Raw genomic sequence first — 15160 nt, 5'->3', positions numbered from 1 at the left:
CGCGCGAGGGAGGTGAGGCCAGAGCTCGCGAGGAGGCTGCGCCATCGTGGTCATTGTAGACCGGATAGGCGAGGATCGCCTTTCAAAGCGGCTCGAATTTGAGCGTGATATGAAATCCAATTCCAGAATGGACGAGTTCATGAAAGAAAGAGTGCTGGATGATGTCGATCGTCGGCTGTTGCGCGCCTTACAGGGCGACGCCGGCCTGAGCCATGTGGCCCTGGCGGAGCTCGCCGGATCGTCTCCGGCGTCGTGCTGGCGCCGGATCCGGGCGCTGGAAGAGGCGGGAATTCTGAAGGGAGCCGTGCGACTGGTCGATGCCGAAAGGGTCGGCCGGGGCGTGAACGTGATGTGCCAGGTCAGGATGCGGTCGCACGCCCCGGCAGACAGGACCGCCTTCGAGGCCTACCTCGCCACCCGGCCGGACGTCATGGAGGCCCATTCCATGTCCGGGGAATGGGACTACCTTCTGCGGATCGTGGCCGCAGACGTCGCCGGTTACGAACGCTTCCTGATGTGCGATCTGCTGAACCATCCGAATGTGGCGACCGCCGCCTCCCACTTCGCGCTCAGCCAGGTGAAATACACCACCGCCGTGCCGCTCTAGGCGGATCGCATGGATCGACACGGCCGGAATCCCGCGATCTGCGCTTGAAACATGATATATGAATATGTATTCAGGTATTAACTTATAGCCTTGGCGGTCGGGTTCCCAGATCGGCCCTGGCCAGCGGAGCATGGATGATGAAAGACGACTATTACGACCTTGGCGACTTCCGTCGCGATGTGACGACCACCTCGCCACAGGCGCAACTCTGGTTTGATCGGGGGCTGGCCTGGGCCTACTGCTTCAATCCCGAGGAAGCGGTCCGCTGCTTCGAAAAGGCGCTCGACTACGATCCCGACTGCGCCATGGCGCACTGGGGCGTCGCCTTCGGCACGGGCCCGAACTACAACAAGGCTTGGCGGCTTTTCGACGCCGAGGACATGCAGAAGGCCGTGACGATCGGCCGTGCCGCGCTTGAACGCGCTCGCGAAGCGGTCGCCCGCAACGGCACCGCCTTCGAAAAGGCCCTGATCGCGGCGCTTGGACCACGCTTTCCCGAACAGGCGACCCGCGACCCGGAGGAATTCGATCGCCTGAACCGCGCCTACGCGGACGCCATGCGGGTCTTTTATCAGCAGTTCTCTGACGACATCGACGCGGCGGCGCTGTTCGGGGACGCCTTGATCTGTCTCAGTCCGCGGGCTCTGTGGGATCTCGATACGGGAGAACCGATCGGACCGGGCACGCTGGAGGCCCGGGCGGTGATCGAGGACGCCCTGCCGCGTCCCGGGGGCGACCGGCATCCGGTCCTGAACCATCTCTATATCCACCTGATGGAGATGTCGCCGTGGCCCGAGATCGCGCATCCGGCCGCCGACCGTCTGCGTCGGCTGTCGCGGGACGGCGCCCATCTGGCGCATATGTCCACCCACATCGACAACGCCTGCGGCGACTGGCGCCGGGTGATCGATTCCAACCTCGATGCGGTCGAGGCGGATGAACGCTATTTCGGTCACGAGACCGAAGTCGGCGCCTGGTACAACGTCTATCGCGTCCACAACCTGATGGTCGGCGCCTATGGCGCGATGATGGCGGGCCGTTCGCGTGAGGCGTTGTTCATGGCGAACCGGCTGAAGGAAGTCCTGACGCCGCAACTGCTCGGCATCCAGAGTCCGCCGATGGCGGATTTGCTCGAGGCGCACGGCACCACGCTTCCGCATGTTCTCATTCGCTTCGGGCGCTGGCAGGACATCCTCGATTTGGAATTTCCGACGGACCGCGAACTTTATTGTTCGACCACGGCGATGATCCACTATGCCCGCGGCATCGCTTTCGCGGCCCTGCGGCGCGTGCCGGAAGCCGAGGCGGAACGGGAGAAATTCATCGACGCCGTCGCCGCGGTGCCGGACAGCCGTTTCAACTCCATTCCCGTGCCGGAGCTCCAGGCGCTCGCTATTGCGCGCAAGATGCTCGACGGGGAACTGGAATACAGGAAGGGAAATATCGAGGAGGCGTTCTCGCTGTTGCGCGAGGCGATCGCCCTCGAGGACACGCTGCCCTACAGCGACCCTCCGGCCTGGCTGCAGCCCGTCCGCCACGCCTATTGCGCCCTGCTGACCGAGCAGGGGCGGCACGCCGAAGCTGCCGAACAGCACAGGATCGACCTCGGGCTGGAGCGCAAGCTGGGCAGGCGGCGGATCCGACCGAACAACGTCTGGAGCCTGCACGGCCTCTACGAGTGTCTGACGAAACTCGGCCGGCACGACGAGGCCCGGGAGATCGTCCTCCAGCGCGACATCGCCGTGGCTTCGGCCGACATCAAGATCGCCGCAGCCTGTTTCTGTCGCCTGAGCGCCTTTGAGAACGAGGCCGACTGACGGGACCGGATGCTCGACCGGCCTGACCGTGCCGGCGCCGTCCGGGCCTGGCGCGCTGCGTGCGATGTCCGGATCACCTGCGTCTTCCTCTGATCCGTCACGGGCTTGCCGGACGCCGCCGGCGGGCTGGGGAGCCTTGCTCGTCGGCGATTGGAGGAGGCGATGAAGGGAAGCAGGATGTGGAACGGGACTCGCCTGGTCGCCGCCTCGCGCACCGCGCTGACGACGCCGATCCTCTCGGTCACGCTCGTTCTGCTTCTGTCGGCGAGCTGGCTGCTCGTCGGCTACCTCGTTTCGGGCGTGTCGCCGCTGCTGGTGGCCGCCGGCCGCACAGGGGCCAGCTTCATCGTCTTTGCCGCGATCGTGCTGTTTTCCGCTCGGAGCCGTTCCGAGGCGCGGATTGCGGCGCGACGCGGCGGAACAGTCGCTCTGCTCGGACTGCTGGGCTTCTTCCTCTACTATGCCGGAACCATGCTCGGCGCGGCGTTCATCGGCCCCTCCCGCACCGGTCTGATCATCTCGCTTCTGCCGAGCCTCACATTCGTGATCGGCGCCGTCGCCTTTGGGGAACGGGTCACCCGCAACAAGGTGCTGGGAGCCTGTCTCGCCCTGGGCGGCGCGCTGGTCTATGCGATCTCAGACATGCCCGCAAGCGAGGGTCATGCCGGGGCGGAGGGGCTGCACCTCATCGGCGGCGCCCTGCTCGTGTTCGGCGGAACAGCGTCCTACGCCCTGTACGGCTACGTCTTCCGCGCGCGCATGGCGGACCTGTCCGCCCTCTCGGCCTTGCCGGCCATTACCGGGGCCGGCGCCGCCATGCTGGCCGTGACGGTCGTTCTCTTCGTTCCGCTCGTCGGCGTCGCGCCTTCAGACTGGGCCGCCATCGCAGGTCTGGGCGCGGGGCTGACGGCGCCGGTCTTCCTCATCCTGCACAGGCTCATCCTGCGGAAGGGGGCGCTCTTCACAGCCTCGCTGATGCTGGCGGTGCCGTTCCTCGTCCGCATGGGGGAGTGGGGGCTCGGCTGGGAAGCCGCGCCGGGCGCATTCAGCCTGCTGTTGCTGCTGGTCTGCGCCGGCGGCGTCTGGCTGACCCTCCGGGACGGCCGACAGAGACCGAGGCGGCCGCCTGATGCGAAGCCCGACGACGCGTCGCTTGACCATGCCGCGGCGGAACACTGTAGGCTGGGCCGCATCATCCCGAGCGGCCCGCGCCGATTGGACCCATGAATGGAGAACATGCGAATGAGCGGAGACAAGGAGTTCGAGTTCGGACTGGGGGACGGGCGCAGGATCGTCGGCGTGATCGAGCGGCCGCAGGCGACGCTGCGAGGCTGGGCCATCGTCGCGCATTGCTTCAGCTGTGGTCAGGACGGTCTGGCCGCGGTGCGGCTGTCTCGGGCGCTGGCGCGAAGCGGGGTAGGCGTCCTGCGTTTCGACTTCGCCGGGGCGGGTGATCGGGACGGCCAGGTCGCTGACGCGAGCTTCGCCGCCGACGTGCAGGATCTGATCGCGGCCAGCGGAGCCATGGAAGCGGCCGGCATGACGCCGAATCTTCTGGTCGGTCACAGCCTGGGCGGCCTGGCGGTGCTGGCCGCCGCCGAACATCTGCCCCAGGTGCGGGCCATCGCCACCATAGGGGCGCCCGCCGACGCGGCCCATGTACTGACCCATGTGTCAGAAGAGGATCTGAAGCGGATCGAAAGCGAAGGGGAGGCCGAGGTGACGCTCGGCGGTCGACCGTACCGGATCGGCCAGAGCTTCGTCGACGACGTCAGGACCCGCTCGCCTCTGGATGCCGTCAGCCGTCTGAAACGCGCGCTGCTGGTGATGCATGCGCCGCTGGACGAGGTCGTCAGCATCGACAACGCTTCCGCCATCTTCGTGGCGGCCAGACATCCCAAGAGCTTCATTTCCCTGGACGACGCCGATCACCTGCTCACCCGCCAGACGGACGCCGACTATGTCGCCGGCGTCATCGCCTGCTGGGCGTCGCGCTACCTTCCGGCGCTCGAGCCCGACCTGACGGGAGACGAGGGCGACTTGGCTGGCGTCCTCGTCGAGGAGACGGGCGGCGGCGCCTATCAGACCCGGGTTCGCGCCGGGCCTCATGCCTTCCTCGCCGACGAACCGGTGAGCCTGGGCGGCCTGGGCAGTGGTCCATCGCCGTTCGAACTCGTGTCGGCGGGTCTGGGCGCCTGCAGTGTGATGACCATGCGTATGTACGCCGCCCGGAAGGGATGGCCGCTGAAACGGGCCGCCGTTCGCGTCGTGCACTCGAAACGGCGGGACCAGACGCCGGCCGACGTCTTCAAACGCGCCATCACCCTTGAAGGCGCGCTGGACGAGACGCAGCGCGCCCGGTTGCTGGAGATGGCGGACCGCTGCCCTGTCGATCTGATGCTCGTCCGGGGCGCGGAGGTTGAGACCGAACTGCTCCCCGCCGCCTGAACGGTTTCGGCCGGGTGTGCGCCGAGTGCCGGTCGCCCGGCCACACCCGCCGAAAGTCACCCCCCGTTATGACGGCCGTACACCCGGGTCCGACCATCGGCGAGCAACAGCAGGGAGACGTAGGGCTCACGTCCGGCGGATTCCATCCCGGGCGAGCCGGCGGGCATGCCGGGAACCACCAGGGCGCGCCCAGCGGGCGCCTCCCTGATCAGCCGATCGATATCGGCGGCCGGCACATGACCCTCGATGGCGTAGCGGCCGACGACGCCGGTATGGCAGGAGGCGAGCCTGTCCGGCACCCCGTGGCGCGCCCGGACGGGGGCGAGGTCCTCGACATCGATGACACGGGCCGTCCAGCCGGCCTGGCGCAGATGACCGACCCAAAGGCCGCAGCAACCGCACCAGGGCGTCTTGTAGACCGTGATGTTTCGTCGCGTCTGGGCCATCGCTCCGGATCCGACGACGACGCCACAAAGCACCAGCCCGCCAGACAGAATGCTGCGACGGCTGGGGGAGGGTGAAAACATGCCGATCCTTCACAGATACTTGGTGATGTCGCGAAATTCGGCCAAGGCGGCCCGCGACTGTTCAGGCGCGCCCGCCGCAGCCTGCGCCAGGCAATGATCCACATGGTCATGGATCAGGGTCCTCTTGGCCGCTGCGACCGCCTTCTCGATGGCCTGAAGCTGCTGGGCGAGGTCGAGGCAGGCCCGGCCGTCCTCCATCATCTGGACGACGGACCGCAGATGGCCCTCGGCGCGCTTGAGGCGCTTGATGACTTCCGGATGCGAAGCATGAGAGATGTGTGCCATGAGTTTGACCTATCCCCCTGGTGGGGATAGGTCAAATGGCGAAAACGCCCGCATTGGAAGGTCCGTGATGTTCTCGCCCCTGAGGAACGCCGCCTATCGCCGCCTGTTCATCGCCCAGGTGGCGGCCTTGCTGGGGACCGGCATGGCGACCGTGGCCCTGGGGCTGCTGGCGCATGATCTGGCAGGCGCCAGCGCCGGTGAAATCCTCGGCGTGGCCTTGGCGATCAAGATGATCGCCTATGTCGGCGCGGCGCCCTTCGCCAGCGCCCTGGCGTCGAGACTGCCGCGCAAGACCCTGCTGGTTTCGCTGGACGTGATGCGGGCCGGCGTCGCGGCCTCGCTGCCCTTCGTCTCCGAGGCTTGGCAGGTCTACGGGCTGATGACCGTCCTCTATGTCGCCTCGGCGGCCTTCACCCCGGCTTTTCAGGCCATGATCCCCGACCTGCTGGAGGATGAGGGCGAGTACACCAAGGCCCTGTCCCTGTCCCGGCTGGCGGCCGATCTGGAAAGCGTCGCCAGCCCCGTGCTGGCGGCGGTGCTGTTGGCCGTCATCAGCTATCACAACCTCTTCGTCGGGACGGCGCTGGGCTTCATCCTGTCGGCGGGCTTCGTCGTAACGGCGGTCTTGCCCAAGTTGTCGGCGTCGCAGAGCCTGCCGTTCCTGCGTCGTCTGACCGGGGGCGTGAAGCTGTTCGCCCTGACGCCGCGCCTGCGCGGCTTGCTGGCGATCAGCCTGGCGACGGCGGCGGGCGGCGCCATGGTCTTCGTCAACACCGTGGTCCTGGTGCAGTCGAACTTCGGCCTGTCGCAGCAGGCGACTGCCTGGGCCCTGGCGGCGTTCGGCGGCGGGTCGATGACGGCGGCCGTGTTTCTGCCGAAGACGTTGGAGCGGGTGACGGACCGCAGCGCCATGGTGTCGGGCGCGGTCCTGATGACGGCGGTGCTGATCGCAGGGGCCCTGTTCGCCCGCAGCTATCCGATGCTGATCGGTCTGTGGATCGTCATGGGCTTTGGCTACTCCCTGACCATCACCCCTGCGGGTCGCGCCCTGCGTCGATCATCGACGGCGATCGAGCGACCGGCCCTGTTCGCCGCCCAGTTCGCCCTGTCGCACGTCTGTTGGTTGATCGCCTATCCGGTCGCGGGGCTGGTGTCGGCCGAAGCCGATCCTCAGGCGGCCTTCGTCGTTCTGGCGGGACTTTGCGGTCTCGGCGCCTTGCTGGCGCTCGTCCTCTGGCCTGCGCATGATCCGCTGAACCTGGTGCACGATCACCTCGATATGGAGCCGGATCACGCGCACCTGGACGAGGGAATGCGCCCCGATGCGGCAGGCGTAGCGCACGCCCACCCTGTAATGATTGATGACAATCACCGCCGGTGGCCGAAGCGGCGGTGAGGCGATGCGCCTGGAAATTGGACGGCCGCTTGACCGAATGTGATGTTATCCTATAACATTTTATGGAGTCTTTCTGTCCGAGGTTTTCATGCGCGCCGCTTTCCGCCTCATGGCTTCGTCCCGCAAGGACATAGCGCCGCTGCCGGGTCGTAACCTGCGTCTCGGCATGGCCTATCAAATCTAAGTGCGACGGATGATTCAGGCCGCTGCAAGCCAAGGCGCAAAGGGCAGATCGGGCGACGGAAGGGCTGGCGACATCCTGGCCATGCTTCTGTCTCTGGTCTGCTTCCTTCATTGTCTGGCGGCGACGATCGCCGTTGGCGCGCTTTCGCTCTCTGGAGCCTGGGTGGAAACGGAAGCGCTGCATTGGGGGTTGGCCTTCGCCGCCACGGGCCTGTCAGCTTGGACCTTGTTTCGTCAGGTCAGGCATGACTGTTCGTGGACGGTGAGGGCACTGGCGATGGCTGGCGCGGGCTTCCTGTTTCTGGGAGCCGCCGAGGTTCCGAGCCCTTTGTGGGGAACCGTCATCACTGTGACAGGAGGCGCTGTATTGATCCTCGCGCACGGCCTGAACTGGCGCTCCCGCCAAAGAGCTGCTTGCTGCGCGCGCTGAGGCGCGATCAGGTCACGAGTTAAGTGCGATGACTGTCGCCGACCAACCGAAGGCCTAGGCAGGCGATCTGGGACGCTTCCGCGTGAGGTCCTTGTTAACCTGCACGTTCAGGCCTGGCTTCGCCGCCGCCTGATCGGGTGGCGGCGAAGAGGGACTAGGCCTACACGACCCGCTTGATCTCCGTATAGGCGCCCTCGGTCTTGAGGGTGATGGTCACGGGCTGGCCGGTGCGGTTGCGCCAGAACCAGCCGTGGCTGCCGGTGAAAGCTGCTGTCAGGACACCTTCTTCACGAGGGGACGAACCCTTGCCATAGGCATGATAGGAAACACCGGGCCGGTCAGCATGGGTGTCGAAATTGATCTTCCCGCCGCTGCTCGTCCAGGTAAACCGCGCGGTGGCGCCTTCCTCCATGACCAGTTTGATCTCGGCGCCCTGGTCGGGTTGCAGCGTCAGGATCGTTTCGTCGGTGCGCACGGCGCCGGGCGCGACGACCGTCGGAGCCGCAGGGGGAGCGGCGTTCGGCCCGGACGTCTGCGCCTGTGCGATGGCGGGCGCGGAAGCGGCGGCCGAGGCTGCGGGGGCAGCATCCACGGCGGCTGCGTCGGCCGCAGCGTCCGCTTCGGCTTCCTTGGCGAGTTGCTGCTTGATGCGGCCCATTTCGGTCAGGCCGAACACCGAGCCGATGCGGGTGGGATCGACGCCGTATTCGGCGGGCAGAACGACCGTGATCAGGAGCGCCGAGGCTGTGACGGCGGCGACGCCGGTCGACTTCAACAGGTGGCCCGTGGACGGCAGGTCGGCTTTGGATGGGCGGTTTGCGTTGTACATGAGGGTGTCTCCGGTCACATGACGAAGAAGCCGACGAGCTGATAGCCCGTCAGAATGAAGCCGAGCGTCATCAGCACGACGTTGGTGAGGTAGGCGTGCTTCCAGAAGCCGTCCGTGCGGCGCCAGAAGCCCATCAGGATGAGGATGCCGCCCAGGGCGAGCAGTTGGCCCAGCTCGACGCCGATGTTGAAGGCGATCAGGTTGCCGATCAGTCCCTCGGAGGAAAGCTGGAAGTCCTGCAGCTTGGTGGCGAGACCAAAGCCGTGGAACAGGCCGAAGATCATCGTGGCCGCCTTGGTGGAGGGCTGGAAGCCGAACCACCTCCGGTAGGCCCCCATGTTGTCCAGGGCCTTGTAGACGACCGACAGGCCGATGATGGCGTCGACCAGATAGCTGGAGACGCTGATGTTCGTCAGGACGCCCAGCAGCAAGGTCGATGAGTGGCCGATGGCGAACAGCGTCACATAGATGCCGATGTCCTTCATCCGGTTGAGGAAGAAGATGACGCCGAACAGGAAGAGCAGGTGGTCGTAGCCGGTGACCATGTGCTTGGCCCCCAGGTAGACGAAGGGCCAGAACAGGAAACCCGAGGTCTCCTGGATATAGCCCTTGTCGCCTTCGGCGACGCCGTGGGCGAGGACCTGGCTCAGTAGGCCCTCAAGGAAGAGGAAGCCGACCACGAGGACCGCCAGGGTCCAGGGTGATCGAAGCCACGACAGACGGTCGCGGCAGGGTGCGGAAGTCATGGGCATCCTTGCGATGGGAGTGAAGGTGCGACGTCCGCCGTCATCTGCGGATGTCGGTGATGCGTTGAGGCGCTGACGAGCGGCCGCCCCGGAACGGGGCGGCCGACCGCTTCAGAGCCCGCGGCGGCGACGGAAGGGGAGGTGGTCCAGCCAGGCGGGCCTGGGCCGATCGCCCGGGGCGTCGCGTCCGTGGACCAGGCTGTAGAGAGCCGGGAGCACGAGCAGGGTCAGGATGGTCGAAGAGACGATCCCGCCGATGACCACGGTGGCCAGCGGACGCTGGACCTCCGCCCCGGCGCCGACGTTGACCGCCATGGGGACGAAGCCGAGGCTGGCGACCAGGGCGGTCATCAGCACCGGGCGCAGGCGCGTCAGCGCCCCTTCCCGGATGGCCTGGCCCACGGGCCTGCCCTCTTCGATCAGACCCCGGATGAAACTGACCATGACGACGCCGTTCAGCACGGCCACGCCCGACAGGGCGATGAAGCCGACGCCGGCCGAGATCGACAACGGCAGCCCCCGCAGCGCCAGCGCCGCCACCCCGCCGGTCAGCGCCAGGGGCACGCCGGAGAAGACGATGGCGCTATCCCGCCAGGAGCGGAACAGGGCGAACAGCAGGCCGAAGATCAGCAGCAAGACCGCCGGAACGACCAACTGCAACCGCTTGGCCGCCGAGATCAGTTGCTCGAAGGTCCCGCCGTAGGAGACCCAGTAGCCGGCGGGCAGGTCGACTTCCTGATCCACCCGCTCTCGCACCTCGCCAACGAAGGAGCCGAGGTCGCGATTGCGGACGTTGGCCGTCACGACGATGCGACGCTTTCCGTCTTCGCGACTGATCTGGTTCGGGCCGGTCTCCAGCGTGATCGTCGCGATCTCGCTGAGCGGCACGAAGCCTCGCGGCTGACCGTTTGCACCCGGAAGCGGCGCCTGAAGGCGGCCGATGGCGGCGGTGTTGCGGCGCAGGTCTTCCGGCAGGCGCACGACAATGTCGAAGCGTCGGTCGCCCTCGAAGATCTGCCCCGCCGTCGCCCCGCCCATCGAGGTGGAGATGACTGACTGAACATCGGCGATGCTCAGACCCAGGCGCGCGATGGCGTCCCGGTTCGGGGTGATCTGCAGCATGGGCAGGCCGGTGACCTGCTCGGACTGCGGATCGGCGGCGCCGGGTACGGCGCCGACGATTTCCTCGATCTGGGAGCCGAGTTGCACGAGTTGATCCAGGTCGTCGCCATGGACCTTGATGGCGACGTCGGCCCGGACGCCGGACAGCAGTTCGTTGAACCGCATCTGGATGGGCTGGGTGAACTCGTATTTGCTGCCCGGCACAGCGTTCACCGCCTCTTCCATCTCGCGAACGAGTTGGAGTTTCGGTTTGCGGGGATCGGGCCAGTCCTTGCGGTCCTTCAGCAGGATGAAGGTGTCCGCGACCGAAGGCGGCACAGGGTCGGTGGCGACCGCCGCCGTGCCGATCTTGGCCACGACCCGTTCGACCTCCGGGAACTTCGCCAGACGGGCTTCGAGAGCGGTCTGCATCTCGATGGCCTGGGTCAGGCTGGTGCCCGGAATGCGCAGGGCGTGCATGGCGATGTCGCCTTCGTCCAGGTTCGGCACGAACTCCGACCCCATGCGTGAGGCGATCAGGGCCGCGCCCACGACAAGGGCCACGGCCACGGCGACCATGGCGATGCGCATCCTCAGGGCGAAGTCGAGCGCCGGTTGATAGCCGGTGCGCGCCCAGCGCATCAGGAAACTGTCCTTCTCCTGCACCTTGCCGGTGACGAACATCGCCACCGCCGCCGGCACGAAGGTCAGGGACAGCACCAGGGCGGCGGTCAGGGCGATGACCACGGTGATGGCCATGGGATGGAAGGTTTTGCCCTCGACCCCGTCCAGGGCGAAGATCGGCACATAGACCAGGGTGATGATCAGGACGCCGAACAGGGACGGCCGGATCACTTCACTGGACGCGCGCGCCGCCAGGGAGAAGCGCTCGTCACGGGTCAGCAGACGCCCCTGCCGATGTTGGGCCTCGGCGAAGCGCCGCAGGCAGTTCTCGACGATGATGACGGCGCCGTCGACGATCAGGCCGAAGTCCAGCGCGCCCAGGCTCATCAGATTGCCCGACACCCCGGTTCGCACCATGCCGGTGATGGTCATCATCATGGTGATGGGGATGACCGCCGCCGTGATCAGGGCCGCGCGGAAGTTCCCCAGCAACAGGAACAGCACCACGATCACGAGCAGGGCGCCCTCAAGCAGGTTCTTCTCGACCGTCCTGATGGCCCGCTCGACCAGGTCGGTGCGGTCATAGACGGGCGATGCGACCACGCCATCCGGCAGGGCCTTGGCTGCTTCCTCCAGTCGGGCCGCCGCCGCCTGGGCGACGACACGGCTGTTCTCACCGGCCAGCATCAGGACGGTCGCCAGGACCGTCTCCTTGCCGTTTTCCGTCGCCGCGCCTGTGCGAAGTTGTTCGCCTAGGCCGACTTCGGCGACTTCGGCGATCCGGACAGGAACGCCGCCGCGCGTGGTGATGACGATGTTGGACAGATCCTGCGCCGTCGAGGCCTGACCCGGCACGCGGATCAGCCATTGCTCGCCGTAGCGTTCGACATAGCCGGCGCCGACATTGGCGTTGTTGCGCTCCAGCGCCGAAACGACCTCGTCCATGGTGACGCCGAAGGCGGCGAGCCGTTCAGGACGGGGCGTGACGTGGTACTGGCGCTCGTAGCCGCCGATGGTGTTGACCTCGGTGACGCCGGGCGTGTTGCGCATCTGCGGACGGATGACCCAGTCCTGCAGGGTGCGAAGATCCTCAGGCGAGTAAGGCGCACCATCGGCCTTGCGGGCGCCCGGCCTGGCCTCGATCGTGTACATGAAGATTTCGCCCAGACCCGTGGCGATCGGCCCCAGTTCAGGCGACAGGCCTGACGGAAGCTGGCCGCGCGCGGTCTGAAGCCGCTCGTTGACCAGTTGCCGCGCCCTGTAGATGTCGGTCCCGTCTTCGAACACGACCGTCACCTGGCTCAGGCCGTAGCGCGAGACGGACCGGGTGTAGGACAGGCCCGGCACGCCGGCGACGGCGTTTTCGACCGGGAAGGTGATGCGTTGTTCGGCCTCAAGCGGCGAATAGCCGGGCGCCTCCGTATTGATCTGGATCTGGACGTTGGTGATGTCGGGCGTGGCGTCGATCGGCAGCTTCTGGAAACTCCAGACGCCGATGACGGCCGCCACGAGGACGAGCGCCAGCACGACCCAGCGATGCCGGATCGACAGGCTGATGATGCGTTCAAGCATGGTGACGCATCCCCCTAGTGGTCGTGGCTCGCGCCGGACTTGTCGATGTCCGCGCGAATGAGGAAGGCGCCGTCGACGACATAGGTCGCGCCGGGCTCGATGCCGCCCAGAACCTCGGTCCATTCTTCGGTGCGACGGCCCAGGTCGAGCATGCGCACCTCATAGGTGTCGCCGACCTTGGCGTAGACCACAGTGAAGTCGCGGAACGGCTGCAGCGCCTTGGTGCGCACCGCCAGCGGCGCCTCGCCCTGGCCGACCTGGACCAGACCCGAAACCCCGAGGCCGGGCCGCCAGACACCGCCCTGGTAGGGCAATTCGACATGGGCCACGAGGGTCTGGCTGAGCACGTCGTCGGCCGGCAGGATCGCCTTGATGACGCCGCTGGCCGTATGCTCGCCCGCCTGGCTCTTGATCTCGACCCTTTGCCCAACGCGCACGCGCTCTGCGTCGCGTGGATAGAGGACGAACTCGGCATGAAGGCGGGTCGGGTCGCCGATCGTCAGCATGGGGGCGCCGCCGCCGGTGATGGAGCCGGGGTTGACGGTCTTGGCGGTAATCACGCCCGAGATGGGCGCGGTGACCGAATAGGTCTGGAGGCTTTCACTCGACTCCACGCGGGCGACGACCTGCCCGCGCGAGACGCGTTGACCCAGTTCAACGGTCATCGACATGACCCGGCCCGGATAGCGGGCGTGGACCTCGGCCTGGCCTTCCGGCGTGATCTCGACGCGGCCGCTGAGCGGCAGGCTCTCGCCGAGAACGGCGGGGCCGACCTGCTGGGTGGTGACGCCGCCGGCCTGGGCCGCATCGGCGCTGATGACCGTCCGGCCCTCATAGGACGGATAGGTCCAGGCCGAGCGCTTGCCCGCACGAACGGCGCTGACCGCGACGTCGAACGAGTGAGGCTCAGACACGACGCCCGGACTGGCCAGATAGTCGTTCTCGGGCGTGAAGACGAAGCGATCCACCTTCGGCCCCAGGCGGGTCAGAGCGATGTTCGCTTGCACCTGTCTGGGATCGAACGGCTTGTCGTTGAGGTAGGGATAGAGGCGGAACAATGGTTCCGGCCCTTCCTCATAGATGGTCACCTCGATGGCGAAGTCGCCGTCGCGAAGCAGGCGGCCGTTGTGCGGTCCGCGTTCGTAATCGGCGGCGGCCGCCGCTTCGCCTTCGGGTTTGGCGGCCTTGTCGCCGCCGCCGCAGGCGGCCAGCGTCAGGGCGACGGCGGCCAGGACGCAGCCGAGCGCAGTCGCGGAAGTGCGTGACGTCTTCATGGTTGTGTCTCCAGGCCGAGCAGGTCGGCGTGCGCGCCGGTCAGGCGGTCGAGCCGCGCGCGGTCGTTGTGGAAGGTCTGCAGCACCGCGGCACGACGGGCCTTGGCCTGCAACAAGGCCGCATGGGCGCTCATCACGTCGTTGTAGGTGAAGCCGCCGCGCGCGAAGCCCTCGCGGACCAGGACGACGGCGCGTTCAGCCTGAGGCTGGGTTTCTTCGGCGATTCGCCGCGCTTCATTGGCGCGGGCCAGAAGCTGCACCTGAAGGCGGGCGATTTCCCGCTCGCGCTCAAGGCGCAGGGCGTTTTGATCGGCCCGTGCCGCCAGTCCATCGGCGCGGGCGCGATCGATGGCGCCTTGGTTGCGGTCATATCGCTGCAGCGGCATGGACCCGCCGAAGACCAGAGCCGCCTCATTGTCCCAGATATGCCGAACGCCGATGCTGACCGTGGGGTCAGGCACAGCGCGCGCCTGCTCCAGGCGAACCTGGGCGTCGGCGATGGCCTGACGGGCGCGGAAGGCTTCAAGGTCCGCTTGCGCCACCGCCCCTGCGGCGACCCACGCGGCGCTCGTGTCGTCAAAGTCGGAGGAGCCCATGCGGAAGTCGGCGACGCCGTCCCAGAACTTGGCCAGGACGATGCGGGCGACGCGAACGGCGATCTCTGCCTGATCGAAGTCGATCTGGGCCTGGGCCAGTTCGGCCTCGGCGCGCGCCCCTGCGAACAACGGATCACGGGCCGCGTTCACGCGACGCTGGACTTCCCTCTGGAAGCCTTCAGCAAGCGAAAGCCGCTCCCGCGCGATATCCAACTGGGCTTCGGCCGCCATGGCGTCGACCCAGGCGCGCTGCACCAGTTCGAGGCGATCCAGTTGCGCGATCTGGGCCTGGGCCGTGATCAGCAGGCCTTCGCTTTGCGCCAGGCCGGTGCGGGCGGATCGATCGCCGCCCCTCTCCAGCTTCTGTTCATAGGTCAGCGTGGTTTCTGTTCGCCCCAGAATGTCGCCTCCGCCCAGGGTGGGCAGGTTTTCGACCATCAGACCCAGGGTCGGATTGGGACGAAGGCCGGCCTGGCGAACCCCGGCCTCGACGCCGCGCAGGCGCGCGTCGAGACCCGGTCGCGCCGGATCGGCGGCGACGGCGCGCCGCAGCGCGCCTTCAAGGGTGAGCGCCGGACCAGAGGCGGCTTCAGCAGAAGCCGGCGACTGGGCGAGCGCGATGGCGGGCGGCGGCCAGGCCGCCGCCAGGGCGAGCGCGAGGGCGGATACGGCCGCGCCTCGCCCTCGCCATCCGGCAACGCCGGATTGGGAAGGTTTCAAGGGAT

General features: G+C 67.1%; 13 protein-coding genes. 6 read left to right on the top strand and 7 right to left on the bottom strand.

All coding sequences use genetic code 11. The features are described 5' to 3' along the window. The first annotated feature begins 46 nt into the window (after positions 1–46). The 4 genes from HNP51_RS15365 (at position 47) to HNP51_RS15350 (ending at position 4872) form a co-directional block, all read left to right on the top strand. Positions 47–607 carry an Lrp/AsnC family transcriptional regulator gene (locus tag HNP51_RS15365; RefSeq protein WP_221415961.1) on the top strand — a complete coding sequence of 187 codons (561 nt, stop codon included), beginning with the start codon at positions 47–49 and terminating at the stop codon, positions 605–607. Positions 608–744: 137 nt separating this feature from the next. Beyond that, positions 745–2424, top strand: coding sequence for a tetratricopeptide repeat protein (locus tag HNP51_RS15360; protein WP_221434179.1), 1680 nt, complete (start codon positions 745–747; stop codon positions 2422–2424). A gap of 105 nt (positions 2425–2529) precedes the next feature. Further along, positions 2530–3651, top strand: coding sequence for a DMT family transporter (locus HNP51_RS15355; RefSeq protein ID WP_184273146.1), 1122 nt, complete (start codon positions 2530–2532; stop codon positions 3649–3651). 15 nt (positions 3652–3666) lie between these two features. Beyond that, positions 3667–4872, top strand: a complete 1206-nt coding sequence (locus HNP51_RS15350; protein WP_224762238.1) for a bifunctional alpha/beta hydrolase/OsmC family protein — start codon at positions 3667–3669, stop codon at positions 4870–4872. Between the two features lie 56 nt (positions 4873–4928). Here HNP51_RS15350 and HNP51_RS15345 read toward each other — a convergent pair whose 3' ends face one another. After that, positions 4929–5318: a DUF411 domain-containing protein gene (locus tag HNP51_RS15345; protein WP_221415962.1), complete on the bottom strand. Its 390-nt coding sequence runs from the start codon at positions 5316–5318 to the stop codon at positions 4929–4931. A 90-nt stretch (positions 5319–5408) separates the two neighbouring features. Then, positions 5409–5684, bottom strand: a complete 276-nt coding sequence (locus HNP51_RS15340; protein WP_184273152.1) for a metal-sensing transcriptional repressor — start codon at positions 5682–5684, stop codon at positions 5409–5411. Between the two features lie 67 nt (positions 5685–5751). On the opposite strand from HNP51_RS15340, the gene HNP51_RS15335 reads away from it, so the two are divergent. Together HNP51_RS15335 and HNP51_RS15330 are read left to right on the top strand one after the other, a co-directional pair. After that, positions 5752–7080: an MFS transporter gene (locus HNP51_RS15335; protein ID WP_184273155.1), complete on the top strand. Its 1329-nt coding sequence runs from the start codon at positions 5752–5754 to the stop codon at positions 7078–7080. Between the two features lie 193 nt (positions 7081–7273). After that, positions 7274–7693 (top strand): MerC domain-containing protein, encoded by a 420-nt coding sequence (locus tag HNP51_RS15330; protein WP_184273158.1) that lies wholly within the window; start codon positions 7274–7276, stop codon positions 7691–7693. Positions 7694–7853: 160 nt separating this feature from the next. Here the strand turns inward: HNP51_RS15330 and HNP51_RS15325 are convergent, their stop codons facing one another. The 5 genes from HNP51_RS15325 to HNP51_RS15305 form a co-directional block, all read right to left on the bottom strand. Next, the gene (locus HNP51_RS15325; RefSeq protein ID WP_184273162.1) at positions 7854–8522 is read right to left on the bottom strand and encodes a transmembrane anchor protein; all 669 of its coding nucleotides are present in this window, start codon (positions 8520–8522) and stop codon (positions 7854–7856) included. A gap of 14 nt (positions 8523–8536) precedes the next feature. Continuing rightward, on the bottom strand, positions 8537–9268 hold the full coding sequence (locus tag HNP51_RS15320) for a HupE/UreJ family protein (protein ID WP_184273165.1): 732 nt from the start codon (positions 9266–9268) through the stop codon (positions 8537–8539). A 111-nt stretch (positions 9269–9379) separates the two neighbouring features. Continuing rightward, a complete protein-coding gene (locus HNP51_RS15315) occupies positions 9380–12565 on the bottom strand; it encodes an efflux RND transporter permease subunit (protein WP_184273168.1) in 3186 nt (1061 codons plus the stop codon). Positions 12566–12579: 14 nt separating this feature from the next. Further along, entirely contained in the window at positions 12580–13839 is a 1260-nt protein-coding gene (locus tag HNP51_RS15310) for an efflux RND transporter periplasmic adaptor subunit (protein WP_184273171.1), read from the bottom strand. Beyond that, positions 13836–15155, bottom strand: coding sequence for a TolC family protein (locus HNP51_RS15305; RefSeq protein WP_184273174.1), 1320 nt, complete (start codon positions 15153–15155; stop codon positions 13836–13838). The genes HNP51_RS15310 and HNP51_RS15305 overlap by 4 nt, the downstream gene beginning before the upstream one ends. Positions 15156–15160 lie beyond the last annotated feature (5 nt).

Origin of the sequence: Brevundimonas bullata (assembly GCF_014207965.1) — a bacterium.
GTDB classification, from domain to species: domain Bacteria; phylum Pseudomonadota; class Alphaproteobacteria; order Caulobacterales; family Caulobacteraceae; genus Brevundimonas; species Brevundimonas bullata_A.
Note: the sequence above shows the minus strand (reverse complement) of the source record. Positions and strands in the feature narration are given on the sequence as shown.

Bases quoted from the DNA above. Each gene is read 5' to 3' on its own strand.
- HNP51_RS15350 (WP_224762238.1), top strand. From the start codon at position 3,667: ATGAGCGGAGACAAGGAGTTCGAGTTCGGACTGGGGGACGGGCGCAGG.
- HNP51_RS15335 (WP_184273155.1), top strand. From the start codon at position 5,752: ATGTTCTCGCCCCTGAGGAACGCCGCCTATCGCCGCCTGTTCATCGCC.
- HNP51_RS15330 (WP_184273158.1), top strand. From the start codon at position 7,274: ATGATTCAGGCCGCTGCAAGCCAAGGCGCAAAGGGCAGATCGGGCGAC.
- HNP51_RS15325 (WP_184273162.1), bottom strand. From the start codon at position 8,522: ATGTACAACGCAAACCGCCCATCCAAAGCCGACCTGCCGTCCACGGGC.
- HNP51_RS15360 (WP_221434179.1), top strand. From the start codon at position 745: ATGAAAGACGACTATTACGACCTTGGCGACTTCCGTCGCGATGTGACG.
- HNP51_RS15315 (WP_184273168.1), bottom strand. From the start codon at position 12,565: ATGCTTGAACGCATCATCAGCCTGTCGATCCGGCATCGCTGGGTCGTG.
- HNP51_RS15320 (WP_184273165.1), bottom strand. From the start codon at position 9,268: ATGACTTCCGCACCCTGCCGCGACCGTCTGTCGTGGCTTCGATCACCC.
- HNP51_RS15345 (WP_221415962.1), bottom strand. From the start codon at position 5,318: ATGGCCCAGACGCGACGAAACATCACGGTCTACAAGACGCCCTGGTGC.
- HNP51_RS15340 (WP_184273152.1), bottom strand. From the start codon at position 5,684: ATGGCACACATCTCTCATGCTTCGCATCCGGAAGTCATCAAGCGCCTC.
- HNP51_RS15310 (WP_184273171.1), bottom strand. From the start codon at position 13,839: ATGAAGACGTCACGCACTTCCGCGACTGCGCTCGGCTGCGTCCTGGCC.